The organism is Cytobacillus depressus, from assembly GCF_008923245.1.
Taxonomy (GTDB): domain Bacteria; phylum Bacillota; class Bacilli; order Bacillales; family Cytobacillaceae; genus Cytobacillus; species Cytobacillus depressus.
Genome location: NZ_WBOS01000003.1, coordinates 1 through 19,379, shown reverse-complemented (window position 1 = coordinate 19,379; position 19,379 = coordinate 1). Strand labels below are relative to the sequence as shown.

The window sequence follows — 19,379 nt, the reverse complement described above, 5'->3', positions numbered from 1 at the left end:
AAAAATTATTAAAATTAATCAAACTTTCCCAAAACAACCAAAAGGGATAGGAGGACAGATTCCTTGTCCATTCCTATCCCAGTAAAAGCTTCAGTCCAAAGGCAAAGAGAATGCAGCCGCCGAGGGCTTCGCTATATGAGCCTAGCCAGCCTTGGACTTTTCTGCCAATGAGGAGCCCTAGCCATGTGAGAATCGTTGCGGTGATCCCGAAGCAAGTAAGAACTAAAGCAGTTTTAGCACCGTAAATTCCAAGGGTTAAACTAACTGAAAAGCTGTCTAAGCTTACGCTAAAGCCAAATATCATTAATCCCCATCCGGCAGGCGTAATGATGCTGTTTTTTTCCTTACTGAAGCCTGACATGCACATATGTATACCTAATATGAGAAGCAGCCCTCCGCCCACGTACGTTGCGATGGCACCGAATTGAACAGATAATAGTTTCCCTGCAAGGATTCCAAAGAGGGGCATCCACACATGGAAAATTCCGATGGTAAGCCCGATATTAAATATTTGTCTAAGGCGGAGATTAAACATTCCCATCCCCAGTCCCACTGAAAAAGCATCCATCGCTAGGGCGAATGCCATTAAAGTGAGTGTTACAATTTCTCCGTACATTCCTGTCATTTCTTCTCCTCCTTGGACTTGCTAATTTCAACATATGCACGTCCAAGTGGATTTAGAATGGGAAAAATAGAGAAAAGGGACAACCGTTCGTGCGGCGATCATTGATTTCAATGGATAAGTTTTAGCAAACTTGCGCAAAGATTTACAGCTTGCTGGAAGGGCTTCTCCTCCTGTTACTAAGGTTCTTTTACAAATCAGAAGCCGAAAAAATAAGCCACACATAAAGTTACCCACATTATCCACAAAACACCTGTTGATAACTTGTGGAAAAAGGGAAAAGCGTAAGCGCCTTCGGAACAATCAAAGAGCGGATTGTTCCTGCGAAGATTATTCTTAGGAGCTTTCCTTAGTGGTCACCCCCGACAAGCATAAGACAAGCAGGCGGGAAGGTTGTTCTTTAACCTTCTTGACTGATTGGCTTATGACCTCGAGGTCGACAAAAACGCGACGTCCTCCCAAAAGCTACACTTTTGAGTCGTGCGATGTGCCGCTGACGAAGCTTTCCATGTCCTGTCGCATTGTCGACACTAGTACGTCCTGTACGTCGGGGGTAGGCGCTCCTCCTAAAAGCTAGCGCTTTTACTCGTGCGATGATTATGCTGCCGAAGCGTTCCTTGTGGAGCTAGACATTAAAAAACCATCTCACAAGGAGACGGCTTATCCTATAATGACACGGTGTCCTGCGGCCTTCATGAGGCGGTTCATGATAGCAGTACCAACGCCTTCATATGGGAACATTTCACTGAAAATGATATCCACATTTGTGTTATTAAATGTTCTTAAAGCATCGTATAAATGGCTCGCAACAGATTCTAAATCCGCTCTTTGTCCGCAAGCAAAGACATAATCTGCTTGGTAAAACGGTTTATTTTCTTCAGTTGTCAACACACCAACTGATAATCCTTCTTCCTTCTTTTTATCCACAAGCTTCTGGATTACTTCCTTTGACCCATCTACTAAATGAAGAGGCGCGTCTGGGGCGTAGTGTTGGTATTTCATGCCGGGGGATTTCGGTGCTTGATCCGCATCTAGCAGAGCAGCATCGATTTCCACCTTGCCGATAACCGATTCGAGCAGTTCCTTTGTCACTGCACCGGGCCTTAAAATAACAGGAACGGGCTCCGTGCAATCCAAAACTGTCGATTCTACCCCGACTCCAGTTGGGCCGCCATCTACAATTCCGGCAATTTTACCATTCAAGTCCTCGAATACATGGTCTGCCGTTGTCGGACTTGGCTTGCCTGAACGGTTGGCACTTGGAGCAGCAATTGGAAGGCCCGAGCTTTTTAAAATCGCTAACGCAACTGGATGATCAGGCATGCGAACGGCAATTGTAGATAAGCCAGCCGTTGCTTGATCGGAAAGCTTCCCTTCTTTCTTTTTAAAAATAAGGGTAAGCGGGCCTGGCCAGAATTCCTTCATTAACTGCTTCGCTTGATCGGGGATTTCCTCCACAAACGCATGAAGCTGGCGTTCTTCCCCAATGTGGATAATAAGTGGATTATCACTCGGCCGGCCTTTCGCCGCGAATATTTTCGCTACCGCTTCATCATTTTCCGCATTTCCGCCTAGCCCGTAAACTGTTTCCGTCGGAAAGGCAACAACTTCATTATTTATTAAAAGATTAGCGGCCTGTGCAATTTGTGGATAACTATGAAGATCATCCACAAATTTATCCACTGTCCACCTTTTTGTATTCATAAGGTTCCACCTTCTTTTACTACCTTGAATTTTATTGATTAATCCTTGATTTCTATGCTAATTACTTTTGAAAGTATAAAAGAAGATGGAGGATAACTCAAGTACTATCCACAATTTGTGGATAGATAATCCACTTTTGTGCATAACTTTACTGATATATCCACATTTCAGATGGATAATTTCAAAAAGAATGAGTTATCCACAGTTAAGATGTGTTTTACGTGATCCGATACGTACAGTTCCTCAGGAAGACTCTTTTTGTCCACCTCTTCAAATCCAAGCATTTGAAAAAACGCGATCGATGCTCTTTTGTTTGAGGATAAATAAAGAGATTGCAACTGCTTTTCCCTTGCCAATCGTAAAATTTGCTCAAATAGAATAAAGAGATCGTTTTCGGACATTTCTTTTGTCATGACGAGAGAGCGGAGCAGCCCAACTTTTCCTAGTGGCTCAATCCCTAGTGTCGCCCTGACCTCTCTCTCCTCATTTTCCATTATTAAAAAGTAATCAATTGAATGCTCTAAGCCGTCTGTGTTTAATTTTGCCTGATCCAAAAAGATAGTTAATCTCTCTCTATCATCTGCTCCTGCATAACGTATGAAATCTGCCATTACTCCACCTCTTTTTTCATATCTATTAAGTGATTTACTATATTCATATGAAAAAATAGAGAGAGTAGAACCGTCTATCCGAAAATTTTCTCCCAAAGTTCAACTAGGAAGAATTTCACTTTAACAGGCTGCTCATCTTCCGCTGTATAAATTGGCGGCGCCGGCTCCTCCTTTTCTTTCGCTGCAACTACTTCATCTTTCTTCCCATCTTCCTCAAATCCATCGCTGACTGCTACCCCATTAGAAAAATCTAAAAAGCATAAAGGCGGGAACAATACACACCACCAGTTAGCTCCTTGACCCTCGCCTAAAGTGATTAAGATCGCTTCATATTCACCGGCTGGATAAAGAAATTGTCCGTATAGCTTCGTTGGGAAGTCGACTTTGCCAAAATTAGCCTTCGCCTTCTGGTCAGAGTCGCTTTTCGCTAAAACGTGCTCAGCGATTTGCTGAATTTCTGGAAGCTTCGAACGTAATAAGTGTCGTGCTTCTTCAATAGAGGTTAAATTCCCGACCCACTTTGTAATTTCCGCGTTGACCGCATCTCTTACTTCCCTTTTCAGCGCCTGATCAGCTTCTCGGTCACTATTCGCTAGTATTCTTAAACGGATGGCTTCATTCGGAATGACAAGCTCGTCATTAGCAAGCGTTTCATTTTGTGGAATATATAAACTCAAAATCGTTCCTAGACATAATATAATTATATATAATTTTACCGCAGTTTTTGTTTTCATTTTTCTCCCCCGCCCTTTCACTAACATTGTTAACAAAGGGACGGATTCTTAAACTATTAAAATTAAAAAAATTTGCAGCTTCGCGGTCTGAGCTTTTGTCATTAGCTAGGTTTGTGACATTCGGCTGACAAATTACCTTTTCCAAGAGAATAATGATTGACGGATGTCCACTATGGTACTATATTTTGGTTGATAGATTCATTGAAAAATAGGAGTCTATTGCCCTATGATGAGAGACGAATGGTTAGTCATGCAATCACATACTTATAGGATACACAATGATTGCTGGTCTCTACATTAGCTAATAACTAACAGAACCGGCCCGGAATGACACAGGCTGGCTTTTTTTAGTTTTACATAATGAGGTGAAACGATATGAATTTAAAAAAATATAAAGATTTGCTTTTTCAAAAAATAAAAAACCAGCTTACGGAATGGTTTGAACAAGATAAGCAAGAAGCCATTTTAAATAGTGAAGTGCACCGCTTCCTTCATTCGTTGAAAGGAACGGCCGGCACCCTTCAGCTTGGCGGACTGCAGCAGATTGCCTCTTCCCTTCTTATAAAGGTGGAAAATAAACAAGGTGAGCATTGGCCAATGAATGAGCTTCGGGATTTCTTGTATGATCTCATTGAGTTCAGCTATGAATATGAGCATTTTCATGAGGTGGAGGAGAAGATCGCGGACACGAGAAAGGAACATGTTCCGGTTATTCAATTAATTGACGATGATATTTCCATGCTGATTCTCTTAAAAGATGCGATGGAGAGCAAGGGCTGGATGGTGCTGGCGAATTCGGACCCGATTAAGGCGGCGGAGCAGTATTTCGATATGCGGCCAGATTGCTTAATTATCGATCTTCACTTGCCGCATAAAAATGGATTCCAATTATTAGAGGAAATCCAACAACATGCAAACAAAAAATTTATTCCTAAAATTATGATTAGCATTCAAAATGATCGCGATACAAGGATCCAAGCGTTTAAAATGGGCGCAGATGATTTCATTGAAAAGCCGATTGATTTAGAGGAATTTCTTGTTCGTATGGAAAGACATTTAGATCGAAAGAAAATTTTCGACCAATCCGTCCTTATTGATGAGCTAACTCAAGTGTATAATCGGAAGTTCCTACAAGACTCGATGCAAAAAAGCTTAGATGAAATGAAGCGGAATGGAAAATCCTTTACGGTTGCCGTTATGGACATCGACTTTTTCAAAAAGGTGAATGATACATATGGGCATCTTGCTGGGGACCGTGTCCTTATTGGGTTCGCTCAGTTTTTGAAGGATCACATCCGCAGTACAGACACTCTATTTCGCTTTGGCGGGGAAGAATTTATTATCCTCTTCCCGGCAACAACCGATATAGAAGCAAAAGAAATTTTGAAAAGATTGCTGCAGGAATTTTCTAAGATCGTGTTTTCCGAAAATGACGCCCAGTTTTCAGTCACTTTTTCCGCGGGAGTTTATATGATTATAGATTCGGAAATTGCGATTCCTGATGCGATAAAAATCGCAGACTCTGCCCTCTATGAGGCGAAGAAAAATGGCCGCGCAAGAGTGGAGAGTGCAAATAAAATTCAAGTAGCACAAATGAAGAAGACGCTGCATGTTTCGGTTATTGATGATGATGCCGTTATCCGCACGATGCTAATGAGAATCTTGCAAAATATGAAATTTGATCAATTTGAGTTAAATGTTCAAGTGTACGAAGATGGCTTGAAATTCATCCAGTCAAAAAGAGTGGACGAAAAAGGCGGGCATTTCCTCATTCTTGATGGCATGATGCCTGTGATGGATGGCTTAGAAGTTTTGCAAAAAGTGAAGCAGGCAAAGAATGCGAAGGATATTACCGTATTAATGCTTACAGGCAGAAAAAGCGAATTCGATATTGCAGAAGCGTTAAAGCTTGGTGCGGATGATTATATGACAAAGCCTTTCAGCATTACAGAATTAGAAGCGAGAATTCATCGTCTCATTCAAAGGCTGAATTAATATGATAACGAATGAACTAAAGGTCCTCTCTATTGCAGCTGGCTCTATCTTTAGTCTCCTCGTCCTTTTATTAGCCTACTTAATCATTCGGAAAATCTTTGAAACAAGAGAACGGAAGAACATCAATCTTTTAAAAGAAAAGCTTAGCGTGCCGCTCCTTGATTTTATTACAGAGGAAAAAGTAGCAAGGGATCTTCGGATAGATTCGGAGCTCAAGCTGAAGGCAGCTGAAGAAGTGCTTTCCAGCTATTCAGCTATTCTCGAAGGAGAACAAGAAAAAAAGAATCTCTACACCTTTGCTGACCTGAATTTTCGGGCGTATTATTTAAAAAGCTTAAGAAGCCGAAGATGGAGTAAACGAATGAATGCCCTCTATCATATAGAAGATTTTGGCTTGCTCGGATTGCAGGAGGAAATATTAAAAATCGCTAGAAACCCTCGTTCGTCTCAGGATGAACGTGTTCATGCCTTACGCATTCTCGCTTCTTTCCAATTCAGCCAGCTTTACAGTTTATTAGAAGAGCAGCTGCCGTTATCAGACTATGAATATCGCAATATTTTAATGCGGCTTCAGCAGAAGGAGTTTGAGCCATTTATTCTTAGCTTCCACCATTGCCATGATGCCTTACAATGGGGCATTCTCGATTGTATTGCCATCTATAGGGAGACTTCCTACACCACTTTTGTTGAGAAAGTATTCGCTGTTTACGAAGGAGAAGTGCGTCTCCGGGCTGTAAAAGCATTAGCGGCAATTGGTTATGTAAAGGATGCGAAACCTTATTTGCCTTTAAGCCAATCCGAGCAATGGCAGGAACGAATGGTGGCGGCCAAGTTATTCGGTGCTTTGAAGGAGCCATCCTTGCTGCCCATATTAGTGGAGCTTTTGCATGATTCCTCCTGGTATGTTCGTTCACAAGCAGCACAGTCGATACGAATGCAGCCAAACGGAATCGAAGCTTTGCGAAACGTCCTCGAAACCTCGAATGATAGCTTTGCGAAGGATATGGCGCGGGAATGGATGAATCATTAAAAAGGAGTGGGTACACAGGAAATGTGGGCAGATATTATTGTTTTTTTCGGCTGGTTTATTGCAGTTTATATGTGTATCATCATCGCCTTTTATTCGATTATTTTATGTATTTCCCTCTTCCAAATTCGTAAAGGCTATTTGCTAGATTACGGGCAGACGTATGAGGATTATATGAATGAAATTTATACAAAGCCGGTTTCCATCATCGTGCCCGCCTATAACGAAAGTGCGGGAATCGTCCAAAGTGTAAGATCCCTGCTAAGCATTCATTATCCGCAATTTGAAATTATTGTTGTCAATGACGGGTCAAAAGATGACACTGTGAAAAAAATGATCGAACAGTATGACATGAAGCCCGTTGACAAGGTGATACGGAAACAAATTAATACAAAGACGATTAAAAATGTCTATCAATCTAGAATTCTACCGAAGTTATTTATGATTGATAAAGAAAATGGCGGCAAAGCAGATGCGCTCAATGCGGGATTAAACCTTTCCCATTACCCGTATATTTGCTCATTAGATGGCGATTCGGTTCTTGAAAGAGATGCCTTCCTAAAGGTGATGAAGCCAATTATTGATTCCAATGAGGAAGTGATCGCGTCCGGCGGAAGTATCCGCATTGCGAACGGCTGCCAAATCCGGGACGGAAATCTCATAAAGGTTGGGTTGGCGCGGGAGCCAATCGTCATTATGCAAATCATTGAATATTTGCGGGCCTTTTTAATGGGACGGATTGGATTAAGCCGGCATAATTTATTGCTGATCATCTCGGGTGCTTTCGGTGTCTTCTCGAAGCATTGGGTTTTAGAGGCTGGCGGATATAAAACCGATACAGTCGGCGAGGATATGGAGCTTGTCGTTCGGCTCCATCGGCTTATAAAGGAAAGAAAGCTTAATAAAAGAATTGTGTATGTGCCCGATCCCGTTTGCTGGACCGAGGTTCCTGAGAGCATAACCTTTTTACGAAAACAAAGGAGCAGATGGCATCGGGGATTGTTCGAAAGCCTATGGTCCCATCGGAAGCTTACCTTTAATCCAAAGTATGGGGCGATCGGCTGGGTGTCCTTCCCCTATTTTTGGATTGTAGAATTTTTCGGGCCGATTGTGGAATTAATGGGCTATCTGTTTGTCATTTTGTCTTTATTTTTAGGCGGCATATATATCGAATTTGCCATTTTAATCTTTTTGCTTTCTTGCTTATACGGCTCGATTTTTTCCATGGCCGCTGTACTTTTAGAGGAATGGAGCCTGCGAAAATACCCGCACGTTTCGGACTTAGTTAAACTATTCTTCTATTCGCTGACAGAAACACTCTGGTATCGCCCGCTTACTGTTTTATGGAGATGTGAAGGCATCTGGCAGCTGATCAAGGGAGATACAAGCTGGGGAGAAATGAAGAGAAAAGGTGTTTCCGAATGAATAAATTACTAACAAAATCTCAGCTGGCTGTATTTAGCTTTATTTTTTTCCTTTTGCTTGCGGTGACAAGTCCCTTTTGGCTTTGGCAGCTAAAAGCGAATCATCCTTTTAGCACGCTTATCTTAGGGAATGACTCGGAAAATCAAGGGCTCGCTTGGCTATTCAATCATGAAAAAGCGAAGAAGTTTTCATTTTTGCCGAATGATCAGCGTGTTTCTACAAATTATGATGTCTATTATTTAGCTGACCACGAAGGCTCCTTAAACAAAGAGCAATTGAGCGAATTGGAAAAAGCGCTTATTCATTCAAGTGGCAAGACGGTTATCTCTGAATACAGCACACTCGCGAGTGCTTCAACTGGTCCTGTAAGTGAAAAAGTAAAGAATCTGTTCAATATAAACTGGAACGGCTGGGCTGGCAAATATTTTTCCGATCTGGCAAGCGCCGAAATCCCTTCATGGGTAAAAAAAAATTACGAGGGGAAATGGACGTTTAACGGCTCGGGGATTATTTTAGTGAATCAAGATGGCTTTGTCATCGTTATCGAGCAAAAGGATTTAACCGGAGAGGGCATTTCCTTTCAATATACGAAAAAAGGAGAAAAACTTCTCGGTTCAAAGCTCGCGGCTGATTACAAAGGCTGGTTTCAACTTGTAGAGGCAAGGGATGAGGATGAAGTGGCTGCTGTCTATCAAATGCCCGTTTCAAAGGAAGCGAAAGCCCGTCTGAAAAGTCTTGGCTTACCTGCGCAATTTCCAGCTGTCGTTCTCCAGCAAACAGCAAAATATACGTCCTACTACTTCGCCGGCGATTTTTCCGTGGAAGCTGATGCCCCAGGAATCTATCAAACAAAAGGGATTTCATGGTGGAAGCAGCATATGGCCGCTGACGATTCTTTCTATTGGAAGGCGTATGTTCCGATGATGAAAGGGCTGCTGGCCAATGGACTAGATCTTCGGAAAGATCAAAAACAGGTTGAGATTATGCAAATCGATGGAGTACAGCTAAATAGCCGAACAAACGAGAACTCCATTCAAATTCAAAAAAACGGCCAATGGGAAAACATCCTTGTGAAGGGCGTCAATATGGGGATCGCCAAGCCTGGCACATTTCCAGGTGAAACTGGCATTACGAAGGATGAATATTTCCGCTGGTTCAAGGCGATCGGCGCGATGAATGCCAATGCCATTCGCGTCTACACGATCCATCCCCCTGCCTTTTACGAAGCGTTTTATGAATATAATCTGATTGCGGAAAAGCCGCTTTATTTATTTCACGGAGCGTGGGTAAATGAGGAAAATCTCGTTCATTATCAAGATGCCTTTCATCCGGAAGTCACTGACGATTTTAAACAAGAAATCAAGCACATCATTGATATTGTCCACGGACAGGCCAAACTTCCGGAAAGACCCGGTCATGCTTCCGGCGAATACAAGTATAATATTTCGCCTTATGTCCTTGGTTTTATTATCGGCATCGAGTGGGACCCTCAGGCTGTTGTGAGCACGAACGAGAAACATAAAGGGATGAAGGCATTTGCAGGGGAATTTTTCCGGACTCATGATGCGTCGCCATTTGAAATATGGCTTACTCAATTAATGGAATTTACAACGGCCTATGGAATGAAAACATATCAATGGCAGCATTCGATGAGCTTCACAAATTGGGTGACGACCGACCTGCTCACCCACCCTGCCGAACCTAGTGAAAATGAAGACATGGTTACTGTCGACCCAAATCATATTATCAGAACAACTAATTTTCATGCGGGCTTATTCGCGTCCTATCATGTGTACCCCTATTACCCGGATTTCTTGAACTATGAAAAGAAATATACTGAGTACATCGATTCCGAAGGCAAAAAGAATAATTATGCTGGATATTTACACGATCTTCTTTCCGCCCATGAAATGCCCGTTCTCATCGCTGAATTTGGTGTGCCAGAATCAAGGGGACTGACACATGTAAACGTAGATGGAATGGACCAAGGCTTTCATTCGGAAAAGGAACAGGGCGAAATCAATAAGCGGCTTTTTGAGTCCATTGTCTCTGAAGGCGCTGCGGGCGGGCTCGTCTTTTCTTGGCAAGATGAATGGTTTAAACGAACATGGAATACGATGGATTATGATAATCCCGACCGCCGCCCATTCTGGTCAAACAGACAAACGAATGAACAGCATTTTGGCCTGCTTAGCTTTGAGCCGGGAGCGTTTGAAGCGAAAATTTATGTCGACGGCGACACAGCCGATTGGGAGAAAATGCGGGCTAAACCCGTCTATGAGGATCCTTCCAATGCGATGTATATTACTTCAGATGAGGAAGATTTATTTATTCGCCTAGATTCTCAAAAGCCGATCGATCCTAATCAGATCAATACGGATTTTCTCATTGATACTATTCACGATCAAGGGCAAACTAGCCTTTCTCTCCAAAATGGTAAAGAGATCAGAACTAATTTTGGAGTAGATTTTCATATCAGCCTGTCTGATCGAACACAATCACGTATTCTCATAGACAGCTATTATGATAGCTTTTATTATCATTACGGAAATCTGCTAAAGATGATTCCTAAGGTTGACTATGCGTCTCAAAAAAACAACGGGATCTTCCACCCAATCCGGTTAGCCTTAAATAAGGAGCTGACGATTCCATCCACCGGGGAAAAGCAGCCTTTCCTTTCGTATGAAACAGGAAAATTAATGTTTGGGAATGGCAATCCCCTGCATCAAGATTTCGATTCATTAACCGATATTAGTATCAGCAAAGATCGAAAAACAATTGAGCTTCGCCTCCCTTGGGCGATTTTAAATATGAAGGATCCGAGCCAAAAGGAAGTAATCGGAAATCTATGGGAAAAAGGCTTAACTAGCAGTGAAAAAATAAAAGGAATCAGATTAGCTGTTGTGATGACAGACCAAGATGGAAAAATGACTAGTTTTCCTAAAATGACAAACGGAATGCTGCTGGCAGAAGATACTGCGACCTATACATGGGATAACTGGGATCAGCCTGCCTATCATGAAAGATTAAAAGATTCCTATTGGATTATGAAGGAAGTTTTTCAAAACCATTAAATATAAGGCATTCTCAAATGGAGGACTCTAATGAAAAGAATATTATTAGCAGAAGATGAAGAAATTCTGCGCATGCTTATTTTCGATACGCTCGAGGATGAAGATTATGAAATTGACGAAGCGGCTGATGGCCAAGAAGCTTTGGAATTATTTTCTCAACATCATTATGACTTAGTCATTATCGATTATATGATGCCCGTTCAAACAGGCTTGGAGGTAATCGAGAAGATTCGTGCCGGTGCAAATAATCAGGATGTGAAAATTCTTATGCTTTCCGCCAAAAGTCAGCAATTTGAGCAGGATCGTGTATTAACAGCTGGAGCCGATTATTTCATGGCAAAGCCATTCAGCCCTCTCCAACTTTTAAATAAAGTTGAGGAGATTCTCGATGAAGCTTAATCAATATATAAGAAAAAGCTTAACAAGGCAATTTATTGCACTGATTGGATTGTTTGCCCTTTTCTTAATCATAGGTGCCTTTAGCTTTTTTATTGCCCAGAAGAATGTAAATGAAACGTATTACGAGGAGCGAAAAGCGCTCGTTGAAAAACAAGTGCTTTTACAAGAAATTGATGATTCTTTTAATAGCCTCCTCCTTAATATCCGCAGTTACATCGCTTTTGAAGATATAGAATTCAAGGAAGCGGCTATGAATCAGCAGCCCGTTCTGAATAAGCTTTACAATGAATTTGAAAAAACGTCTGTGACAGAAGAGGATCAGGCGTTTGCGAAAGAGCTGCATGAAATCATTGATTATTTTATAATCGATCGATTGCCAGAAATAAATGCCTACCTTGAGGATGGCAGGAAAGATGAATTGATTCAAAATGTGAGGTCGATCGGATTTGATCGGGTGACTCATTTTCAGGACTTCTCAAAAAGTTATTTAAAAGGAATTCAAAATGAATTAAATAATAAAGCGGCTGGCTTGGCAGAGAAGCAAGTATTTATTGAAGGGGTATTTGTTGTTTTCTTAATCCTCCTCATGCTCGTTCTTTTTCTCATGATCAGAGTAGTTTTGAGACAGATTGGTCAGCCATTAACCCAATTCGCCCATGCGGCCAATGAGATTGCTATGGGAAAAGACGCGGTTATTAAAGTCGATGCCGATCGTGAAGATGAGCTTGGCGCCTTATCCGTTGCTTTTCGAAAAATGATTACGAGCATACAAGACAAGGAACAGGACCTACTCGCACAAAATGAAGAGCTCATAGCGCAGCAGGATGAGCTTCAAGCCCAGCAAAATGAACTAGAGTCGATGCTTGGAGCTGTTCAGGCAAATGAAAGAAAGCTTGAGCGAAGGAATACATTGACACATGGAATTTCGAATTCCCTCGAAAAACAGGAAGTGTTAGAAAGCATTGTCACAAATATGTGTGAAGTGCTAGAAGCAGATCGCGGCATTATTGCCATGCTGAATGAGGAGGCGTCCGCGTCCTTCGCTATTTCAGAAGCGGGCATCAAGCAATTTAAACAGTATATCGATAACGGCCTGCATAATCGCCTTAAGAAAACGAAAAATGTTTTTACGATTAGACGAGAACTTCAAGCGGAGGAAAAAGGCTTTCACACGGTTGAATCCTACGGCTATGATTTATATATGCCTGTCCTTTCCTCTCTAAATGAGGTTGAGGCCATCATGGTCTTTTGCCGGTTTGGCTCCCCTTTTCCACAGAATCAAATGGAGGAATATGAGGCATTAGCCAAGCAAATTGGGATTTCTCTTGAAAAAATTAGCCTATACGAGTCATCTGAGGAAAATCGCAAATTAAATCAGCATATTATGGATACGGTAAAAGAAGGTATTCAGCTCATTGATTCAGATGGAAAAATTATTCAAATTAATAATCAATTAAATGATCTTTTCCATCGAGAAGTAGGCTTGGACAGCTTGATTGGCCTTCCATGGGAAGAATGGACGAATGAGATGAAGGAGTTTGTCGAGGACGGGGATGAATTTGTCCAGTTTTTAACATCTGCCCTTGGCACGACAAACGCATCTGACTCGGCGGAGCTGCATATTTACACGTATAAAATGAAACACTCTCAACAAGTGATTAAAATGTACTACGAAGCGCTGAGTTTAGAAGAAGAACGCTTTGGTACGGTGCTCGTTCATCGCGACATTACGAAGGAATTCGAAGTGGACCAAATGAAATCTGAGTTCGTCAGCACGGTCAGCCATGAATTACGAACACCATTAGCAAGTATTCTAGGCTTTACAGAATTACTGCTAAATCGAGAGCTAAAGCCAGAAAAGAAAACGAAATATTTAACGACTATTTACAATGAAGCAAAGCGGCTGACCGCCCTAATTAATGACTTTTTAGACGTTCAGCGAATGGAATCCGGCAGACAAACGTACGAAAAGAAATTTATTAAGCTTGTTCCAATTATTGAAAAGGTCATCGAAAACCAGCAATTTCAAACCGATCTTCATCAGATTGAGCTCCACCCTTCGATCGATCACGATTTAATAATGGGAGACCGCTCGAAAGTAGAACAGGTTTTCACCAATCTTCTCAGCAATGCCATTAAATATTCACCAAATGGCGGGAAAATTGACGTTCGCGTTTATCGTGATGGCTCGATTTTAAAAGTTGATGTTACGGATCATGGGCTTGGCATTCCAGAGGAAGCATTAGATCAATTATTTACGAAGTTTTTCCGGGTAGATAACACCGACCGGCGCACGATCGGCGGTACAGGCCTAGGTCTAGCGATTGTACAGGAAATCGTGAAGGCGCATGACGGAGAGGTTCATGTACAGTCGAAGTATGGAGAAGGCAGCACCTTCAGCCTTTCCTTCCCTTCTGTCAAAATCGCTCAGCCGATTAGCGGTCCATCAACCTTGCTTCGCGCGGATTTCAATGTAATGGTTGTTGAGGACGACCAACACCTTGCCGAGCTCATTCATAATGAATTAACCGAAAGCGGCTTTCACGTTACTAGCTTCACAAAAGGGGAAGAAGCGCTAAAGCATATTCAAGCCGAAGCCCCCGATGCGCTCGTGCTCGACATCTTGCTCGAGGAAAATATGGACGGATGGGCCATCATGAAGGAGATGAAAGAAAGCGACAAGCTAAAGAATATTCCGATCATCATCTCCACCGCCCTAGACGAAAAAGAAAAAGGCATATCTCTAGGTGCTGAAGGCTATTTAATTAAGCCTTACAAACCAAGCGAACTTTCCAAATCCATCCACCAAACCCTGTCGAAAACAGGGAAAGTGGGGCAAATATTAATACCGGAGTGATGAGGGGCGCGTTGAACGGTTGATTTACTTTTATGGGGAGCGTTTTTGACGGAGATCTTGAAAAATGCGTGCTATGAAGTGGTCATGGCGATCGTTTTGACTTGGGATCTTGTAAAACGCGTTCCATGAAGCGCTCATGGCGACCGTTTTGACTTGGGATCTTGTAAAACGCGTTCCATGAAGCGCTCATGGCGACCGTTTTGACCCGGGACACTGGAAAACGCGTTCCATGAAGCGCTCATGACGGCCGTTTTGACTAGGGACATCGGAAAACGCGTTCCATGAAACGCTCATGGTGACCGTTTTGACTAGAGACCTTGGAAAACGCGTTCCATGAAACGCTCATGATGACCGTTTTGACCCAGGACACTGGAAAACGTGTTCCATGAAGCGCTCATAACAACTGTTTTGACAGAGGGCCATGGAAAACGCGTTCCATGAGCCAGTCACGGCCGTTAAATATATGCAAAAAAGCCCGTCATGCCCCTCATGACGGACTTTTTTTCAAGAAGCTACTATTAAAGCAGCTCCCTCTTTACTTAAAAACCAACTTCAGCAAATACCATTCGGTCTTTTCCGTTAATATCAAAAACAACATCCACTTTCGCTTGTGGAAAGGCTTGTCTAAGCAACTCGGCAACAGCTGCGCTTTGGCCAGCACCGACTTCAAAGCCGATGAGTGCGCGTTCGGAAACAACGGACAGAAGCTCCTCCGCCAATCTTTTATAAATCGTCAATCCGTCAACGCCTGCAAAAAGCGCCCGATGCGGCTCATGCTCCGTTACAACCTCGGACATCCATTCCTTATCCCCTTCAGGAATATACGGTGGATTGGAAATAATGATATCAAACGTTTCTCCACTCTCCATAAAAGGCTGCAACAAGTCCCCTTGCAAAAAGCGAATATCAGCGCCAAGATTCCGAGCATTTTCCCCTGCCAAAAGCAGCGTCGGCTCATAAATATCTGTCGCCGTCACATCTAAACTTTCATTCTCTAGCTTTAGCGTAATCGCAATGGCCCCGCTCCCAGTGCCGACATCCGCTAATTTCAAACTACCCTTTTCCGTAAAAAGCTGCTCAATCCGCTGTAAAGCATGATAAACCAATTCCTCAGTCTCTGGTCGAGGAATAAGCACATCCTCATTCACTTTAAAGCGACGCCCATAAAAAGACTCAAGTCCAATCAAATATTGCACAGGCTTTCCTTCACAATGATGAAGGACCGCTTTTTGAAAAGCAGCCAGGACAAAAGGCTCAACCTCATCACGCAGGCTGGCCAAAAAGGCTGCCCGCTCCATTCCCATAAAATGCTGCAGCAATAACTCTCCCGCATTGTCATCACGATTCTTTTCCTTTAAAAAAGAAGAAGCCCATTGGAGGGCTTCATATACTTTCATCGTTGGTTTACTCATTTGATGCACTTTCAAGCTTCGCCGATTGTTCTTCAAGGATTAATGCATCGATCACTTCATCTAGCTTCCCTGAGAGAATTTGATCCAGCTTTTGAATAGTAAGACCAATGCGGTGGTCTGTTATGCGGTTTTGCGGGAAGTTGTACGTACGAATTCGCTCCGAGCGGTCTCCAGTACCGACAGCCGATTTACGTGCTTGATCATATTCCGCTTGTGCTTCTTGCTGGAATTTATCATAAACGCGGGCACGTAAAACCTTCATCGCTTTTTCTTTATTCTTAATTTGTGATTTCTCATCTTGGCAGGACACGACTGTTCCAGTTGGAATATGTGTTAAACGAACAGCTGACATCGTCGTGTTAACGCTCTGTCCGCCTGGTCCGCTTGATGCAAATGTATCAACACGAATATCTTTATCATGAATTTCAATCTCTACTTCTTCCGCTTCAGGCAATACGGCAACAGTTGCAGTAGACGTATGAATCCGGCCGCCAGACTCTGTTTCCGGTACACGCTGTACACGGTGAGCGCCATTTTCAAACTTTAATTTTGAAAAAGCGCCGTTTCCGTTAATCATAAAAATAATTTCCTTGTAGCCGCCCACTCCAGTTGAATGAGTTTCAATCACATCTGTTTTCCAGCCCTGTGATTCTGCAAAGCGACTGTACATGCGATATAAATCTCCAGCAAATAAGGCCGCTTCATCTCCGCCTGCTGCTCCGCGGATTTCCATAATAACGTTTTTATCATCGTTCGGATCTTTCGGGATTAAAAGAATCTTTAATCGAGCTTCTAATTCTTCGACCTTGTCTTCCAGCTCATCAAGCTCTTCCTTTACCATTTCACGCATTTCCGCATCTAGCTTTTCATCAAGCATTGCTTTCGCATCTTGATACTGCTCACGAACATCCTTATATTCACGATAAGCTTCAACAGTCTTCTGAATATCTGACTGTTCCTTCGAATATTCACGTAATTTTTTTGGATCATTAACAATTTCCGGATCACTCAAAAGCTCATTTAATCTTTCATAGCGATCTTCTACAGATTGAAGACGATCAAACACAGCATTTCACCTCTAATTTCTATAACATTTCGGATCATTTTTTCCGAGCCATCTATTTTTAAAAAATTGAACGTTCATTATATAGTAAAACTTCATTTAGTGGGGGGCTATTTCCCCACTGAATGTTAGTTGAACTTATCGGGCCTTTACGGGCAGTTGATCTATCACATAGACTTCACAAATTCATCTAAACTTTTAAGATCTTACTGCCCGTTAATCTGCGATAAGTCCATAACATTATAATTATAGTATAGGTGGCAAGAGCAGTCAAAAAATAATTTGGGTTACTAAAAACGTACAATCCCTACTTCCAAAAATAAAAAAGGCCACCGTTTTATTAACGATAACCTTTTCCAATTATTTTATACTATTTATAGGTGTTTAAAGCTATTTTATAAATTTATAACGTACAAACCGCATGAACCTATATGGCCATACCTTTCATTAATCAAAACAATAATGAATTTTTTGATAACCTGAGCGCATGTCAATGACTTGTTTTCGGATATTTTCTACTGACTCTCTGTCCTCTAATACACTCACAATATAGTCGGCAATAATTTCCATCTCAGCTTCCTTCATGCCCAGACGGGTGATCTCGATTGTGCCAATTCTTAGGCCGCTCGGGTAATCCCAATCTTCTGGTCTGTCACTTGGAATGAGATTTTTATTCGTGATAATATTTGCTCTCGCCAATTTATGAGCTACATCCAGCCCGCCGCCAAATTGTTTCACATCCAGGATAACTTGGTGCGTTTCTGTAAATCCTTTATGTGCGCCAAGTACAGTGATGCCACGGTCGTGCAATGCCTTTGCTAACGCCTTCGCATTTGCGACAATTTGTGCCATATACTCCTTCCCGAACGCTAGGAATTCAGCCGCTGATGCAGCAAGGGCAGCCACACGGTTTACTTGGTGAGTCGCAGCAAGGGCTGGGAAAATGGTATCACAAATTGGCTTCGTCAGCTCAGGATCATTCCAGACGATAATTCCACTTTGCGGCCCGCTGAATGTTTTACCCGCTGATCCTGTTATAACGCAGGCTCCCTCATTTAAAGGATCTTGGAATTGCCCGCCCCCAATCAAGCCAAGCTGATGGGCGCCGTCAAAGAAGATTTTCCCTCCCCATTCGCTCACAATTTCAGACATTTCCTTCAGTGGGAATGGGAATAACGTCATCGAGGCTCCGAGCGTAACGAGCTTTGGCTTAACCTCTCGCGCTACTTTTGCGAACTCATCAATATTCACGACTAAATCAACGGGATCCATCGGAACATCATAAATATTCAGACCGCGAATCCCTGCTGGACCGTCATAGCGATTGCTCGAGTGTCCGCCAAATGGCTGAGCAATCGTTAAGATGTTATCCCCAGGCTTCGTCAACGCAGCATAGACCGCCATATTTCCAATCATACTCGCTACAAGACGATGATCCGCATAATTACTGTTAAACACCTTCTTTAACAATTCAACACATAAAGATTCAATTTCATCTATATATTTTGTTCCAGAAAACCATCTTTGTGTAGGCCCGATATGCCCTTCCGCCGCTCTCGTACCTACTTCAGATGCTAATAATTGCCTAACTGTCGGGCTTGTCGGCGCCTCAGGAGCCAATAAATTGAGACACTCTTGCCCTCGCCAAATCGCATTGCGATCAACCGCATCAATAATTTCTTTTTGGATTAATCTTGCAGATGAGCTTTTTTCAATAATTTCCTTTGCCCAGTCTAATACCTTCGAGTCATGAACATCATAATTTTCAGTCGTTGTGGTAATTGAAGTCATTTAAATTCCTCCTAAATTTGTAATCTTGTTTACTACGGTTACAAAAGCACAACATTCCGATGATTTGGTGCATGTTCCTATTTTCCATTCATGTTACTCAGAGCTGTTCCGGCAAAGTTACGCCCAAAACCAATATATCGCATATCGTTTAGTCGGTCAATAACTTTATCTGATTATTTCGTTTATTCTTAACTTTAATTTCTTTAAGCTTTTAATCAACTACCTAACTGGAATTAAAGGACACTGTTTTAGGGAATACAACAATCTTTGTCCTTTTACAAAGCTTTATAGGACATCCATTAGGAGAATACGACAATCTTTGTCCTTTAACCAAGGTTTATAGGACATCATTTAGGAGAATACGACAATCTTTGTCCTTTAACGAAGGTTTATAGGACATCCATTAGGAGAATACAACAATCTTTGTCCTTTAACGAAGCTTTATAGGACATCCATTAGGAGAATACAATAATCTTTGTCCTTTAACGAAGCTTTATAGGACATCCATTAGGAGAATACGACAATCTTTGTCCTTTAACCAAGGTTATAGGACATCCATTAGGAGAATACGACAATCTTTGTCCTTTAACGTAGGTTTATAGGACATCCATTAGGAGAATACAATAATCTTTGTCCTTTAACGAAGCTTTATAGGACATCCATTA

The 19,379-nt window shown here is 42.1% G+C and carries 13 protein-coding genes; 6 read left to right on the top strand and 7 right to left on the bottom strand.

Features of this window, described 5'->3' with window-relative positions; translation table 11 throughout:
• Nucleotides 1-73 precede the first annotated feature (73 nt).
• The 4 genes from F7731_RS08975 to spoIIR all read right to left on the bottom strand — a co-directional run bounded on the left by F7731_RS08975 (nucleotide 74) and on the right by spoIIR (nucleotide 3,671).
• The gene (locus F7731_RS08975) at nucleotides 74-625 is read right to left on the bottom strand and encodes a manganese efflux pump MntP (protein ID WP_151534453.1); all 552 of its coding nucleotides are present in this window, start codon (nucleotides 623-625) and stop codon (nucleotides 74-76) included.
• A gap of 657 nt (nucleotides 626-1,282) precedes the next feature.
• Nucleotides 1,283-2,326: an L-threonylcarbamoyladenylate synthase gene (locus F7731_RS08970; protein WP_151534452.1), complete on the bottom strand. Its 1,044-nt coding sequence runs from the start codon at nucleotides 2,324-2,326 to the stop codon at nucleotides 1,283-1,285.
• Nucleotides 2,327-2,493: 167 nt separating this feature from the next.
• Nucleotides 2,494-2,937, bottom strand: a complete 444-nt coding sequence (locus F7731_RS08965) for a GNAT family N-acetyltransferase (protein WP_151534451.1) — start codon at nucleotides 2,935-2,937, stop codon at nucleotides 2,494-2,496.
• Nucleotides 2,938-3,011: 74 nt separating this feature from the next.
• A complete protein-coding gene (spoIIR, locus tag F7731_RS08960; RefSeq protein ID WP_151534450.1) occupies nucleotides 3,012-3,671 on the bottom strand; it encodes a stage II sporulation protein R in 660 nt (219 codons plus the stop codon).
• 375 nt (nucleotides 3,672-4,046) lie between these two features.
• On the opposite strand from spoIIR, the gene F7731_RS08955 reads away from it, so the two are divergent.
• Genes F7731_RS08955 through F7731_RS08930 form a run of 6 tightly spaced genes read left to right on the top strand, consistent with a single transcriptional unit; the run spans nucleotide 4,047 to nucleotide 14,448 of the window.
• Nucleotides 4,047-5,666 (top strand): diguanylate cyclase domain-containing protein, encoded by a 1,620-nt coding sequence (locus tag F7731_RS08955; protein WP_151534449.1) that lies wholly within the window; start codon nucleotides 4,047-4,049, stop codon nucleotides 5,664-5,666.
• 1 nt (nucleotide 5,667) lies between these two features.
• Nucleotides 5,668-6,696: a HEAT repeat domain-containing protein gene (locus tag F7731_RS08950; protein ID WP_151534448.1), complete on the top strand. Its 1,029-nt coding sequence runs from the start codon at nucleotides 5,668-5,670 to the stop codon at nucleotides 6,694-6,696.
• Between the two features lie 21 nt (nucleotides 6,697-6,717).
• Nucleotides 6,718-8,118, top strand: coding sequence for a glycosyltransferase family 2 protein (locus F7731_RS08945; RefSeq protein ID WP_151534447.1), 1,401 nt, complete (start codon nucleotides 6,718-6,720; stop codon nucleotides 8,116-8,118).
• Entirely contained in the window at nucleotides 8,115-11,192 is a 3,078-nt protein-coding gene (locus F7731_RS08940) for a hypothetical protein (RefSeq protein WP_151534446.1), read from the top strand. Before F7731_RS08945 ends, F7731_RS08940 begins: the two co-directional genes overlap by 4 nt.
• Before the next feature lie 30 nt (nucleotides 11,193-11,222).
• A complete protein-coding gene (locus F7731_RS08935; protein WP_151534445.1) occupies nucleotides 11,223-11,591 on the top strand; it encodes a response regulator transcription factor in 369 nt (122 codons plus the stop codon).
• On the top strand, nucleotides 11,581-14,448 hold the full coding sequence (locus F7731_RS08930) for an ATP-binding protein (RefSeq protein WP_151534444.1): 2,868 nt from the start codon (nucleotides 11,581-11,583) through the stop codon (nucleotides 14,446-14,448). Before F7731_RS08935 ends, F7731_RS08930 begins: the two co-directional genes overlap by 11 nt.
• A gap of 539 nt (nucleotides 14,449-14,987) precedes the next feature.
• Here the strand turns inward: F7731_RS08930 and prmC are convergent.
• The 3 genes from prmC to F7731_RS08915 all read right to left on the bottom strand — a co-directional run bounded on the left by prmC (nucleotide 14,988) and on the right by F7731_RS08915 (nucleotide 18,714).
• Complete coding sequence (gene prmC, locus F7731_RS08925; protein ID WP_151534443.1) at nucleotides 14,988-15,845, bottom strand: peptide chain release factor N(5)-glutamine methyltransferase; 858 nt, start codon at nucleotides 15,843-15,845, stop codon at nucleotides 14,988-14,990.
• 7 nt (nucleotides 15,846-15,852) lie between these two features.
• Nucleotides 15,853-16,926 carry a peptide chain release factor 1 gene (gene prfA / locus F7731_RS08920; RefSeq protein WP_151534442.1) on the bottom strand — a complete coding sequence of 358 codons (1,074 nt, stop codon included), beginning with the start codon at nucleotides 16,924-16,926 and terminating at the stop codon, nucleotides 15,853-15,855.
• Nucleotides 16,927-17,370: 444 nt separating this feature from the next.
• Nucleotides 17,371-18,714: a serine hydroxymethyltransferase gene (locus tag F7731_RS08915; RefSeq protein WP_151534441.1), complete on the bottom strand. Its 1,344-nt coding sequence runs from the start codon at nucleotides 18,712-18,714 to the stop codon at nucleotides 17,371-17,373.
• Nucleotides 18,715-19,379 lie beyond the last annotated feature (665 nt).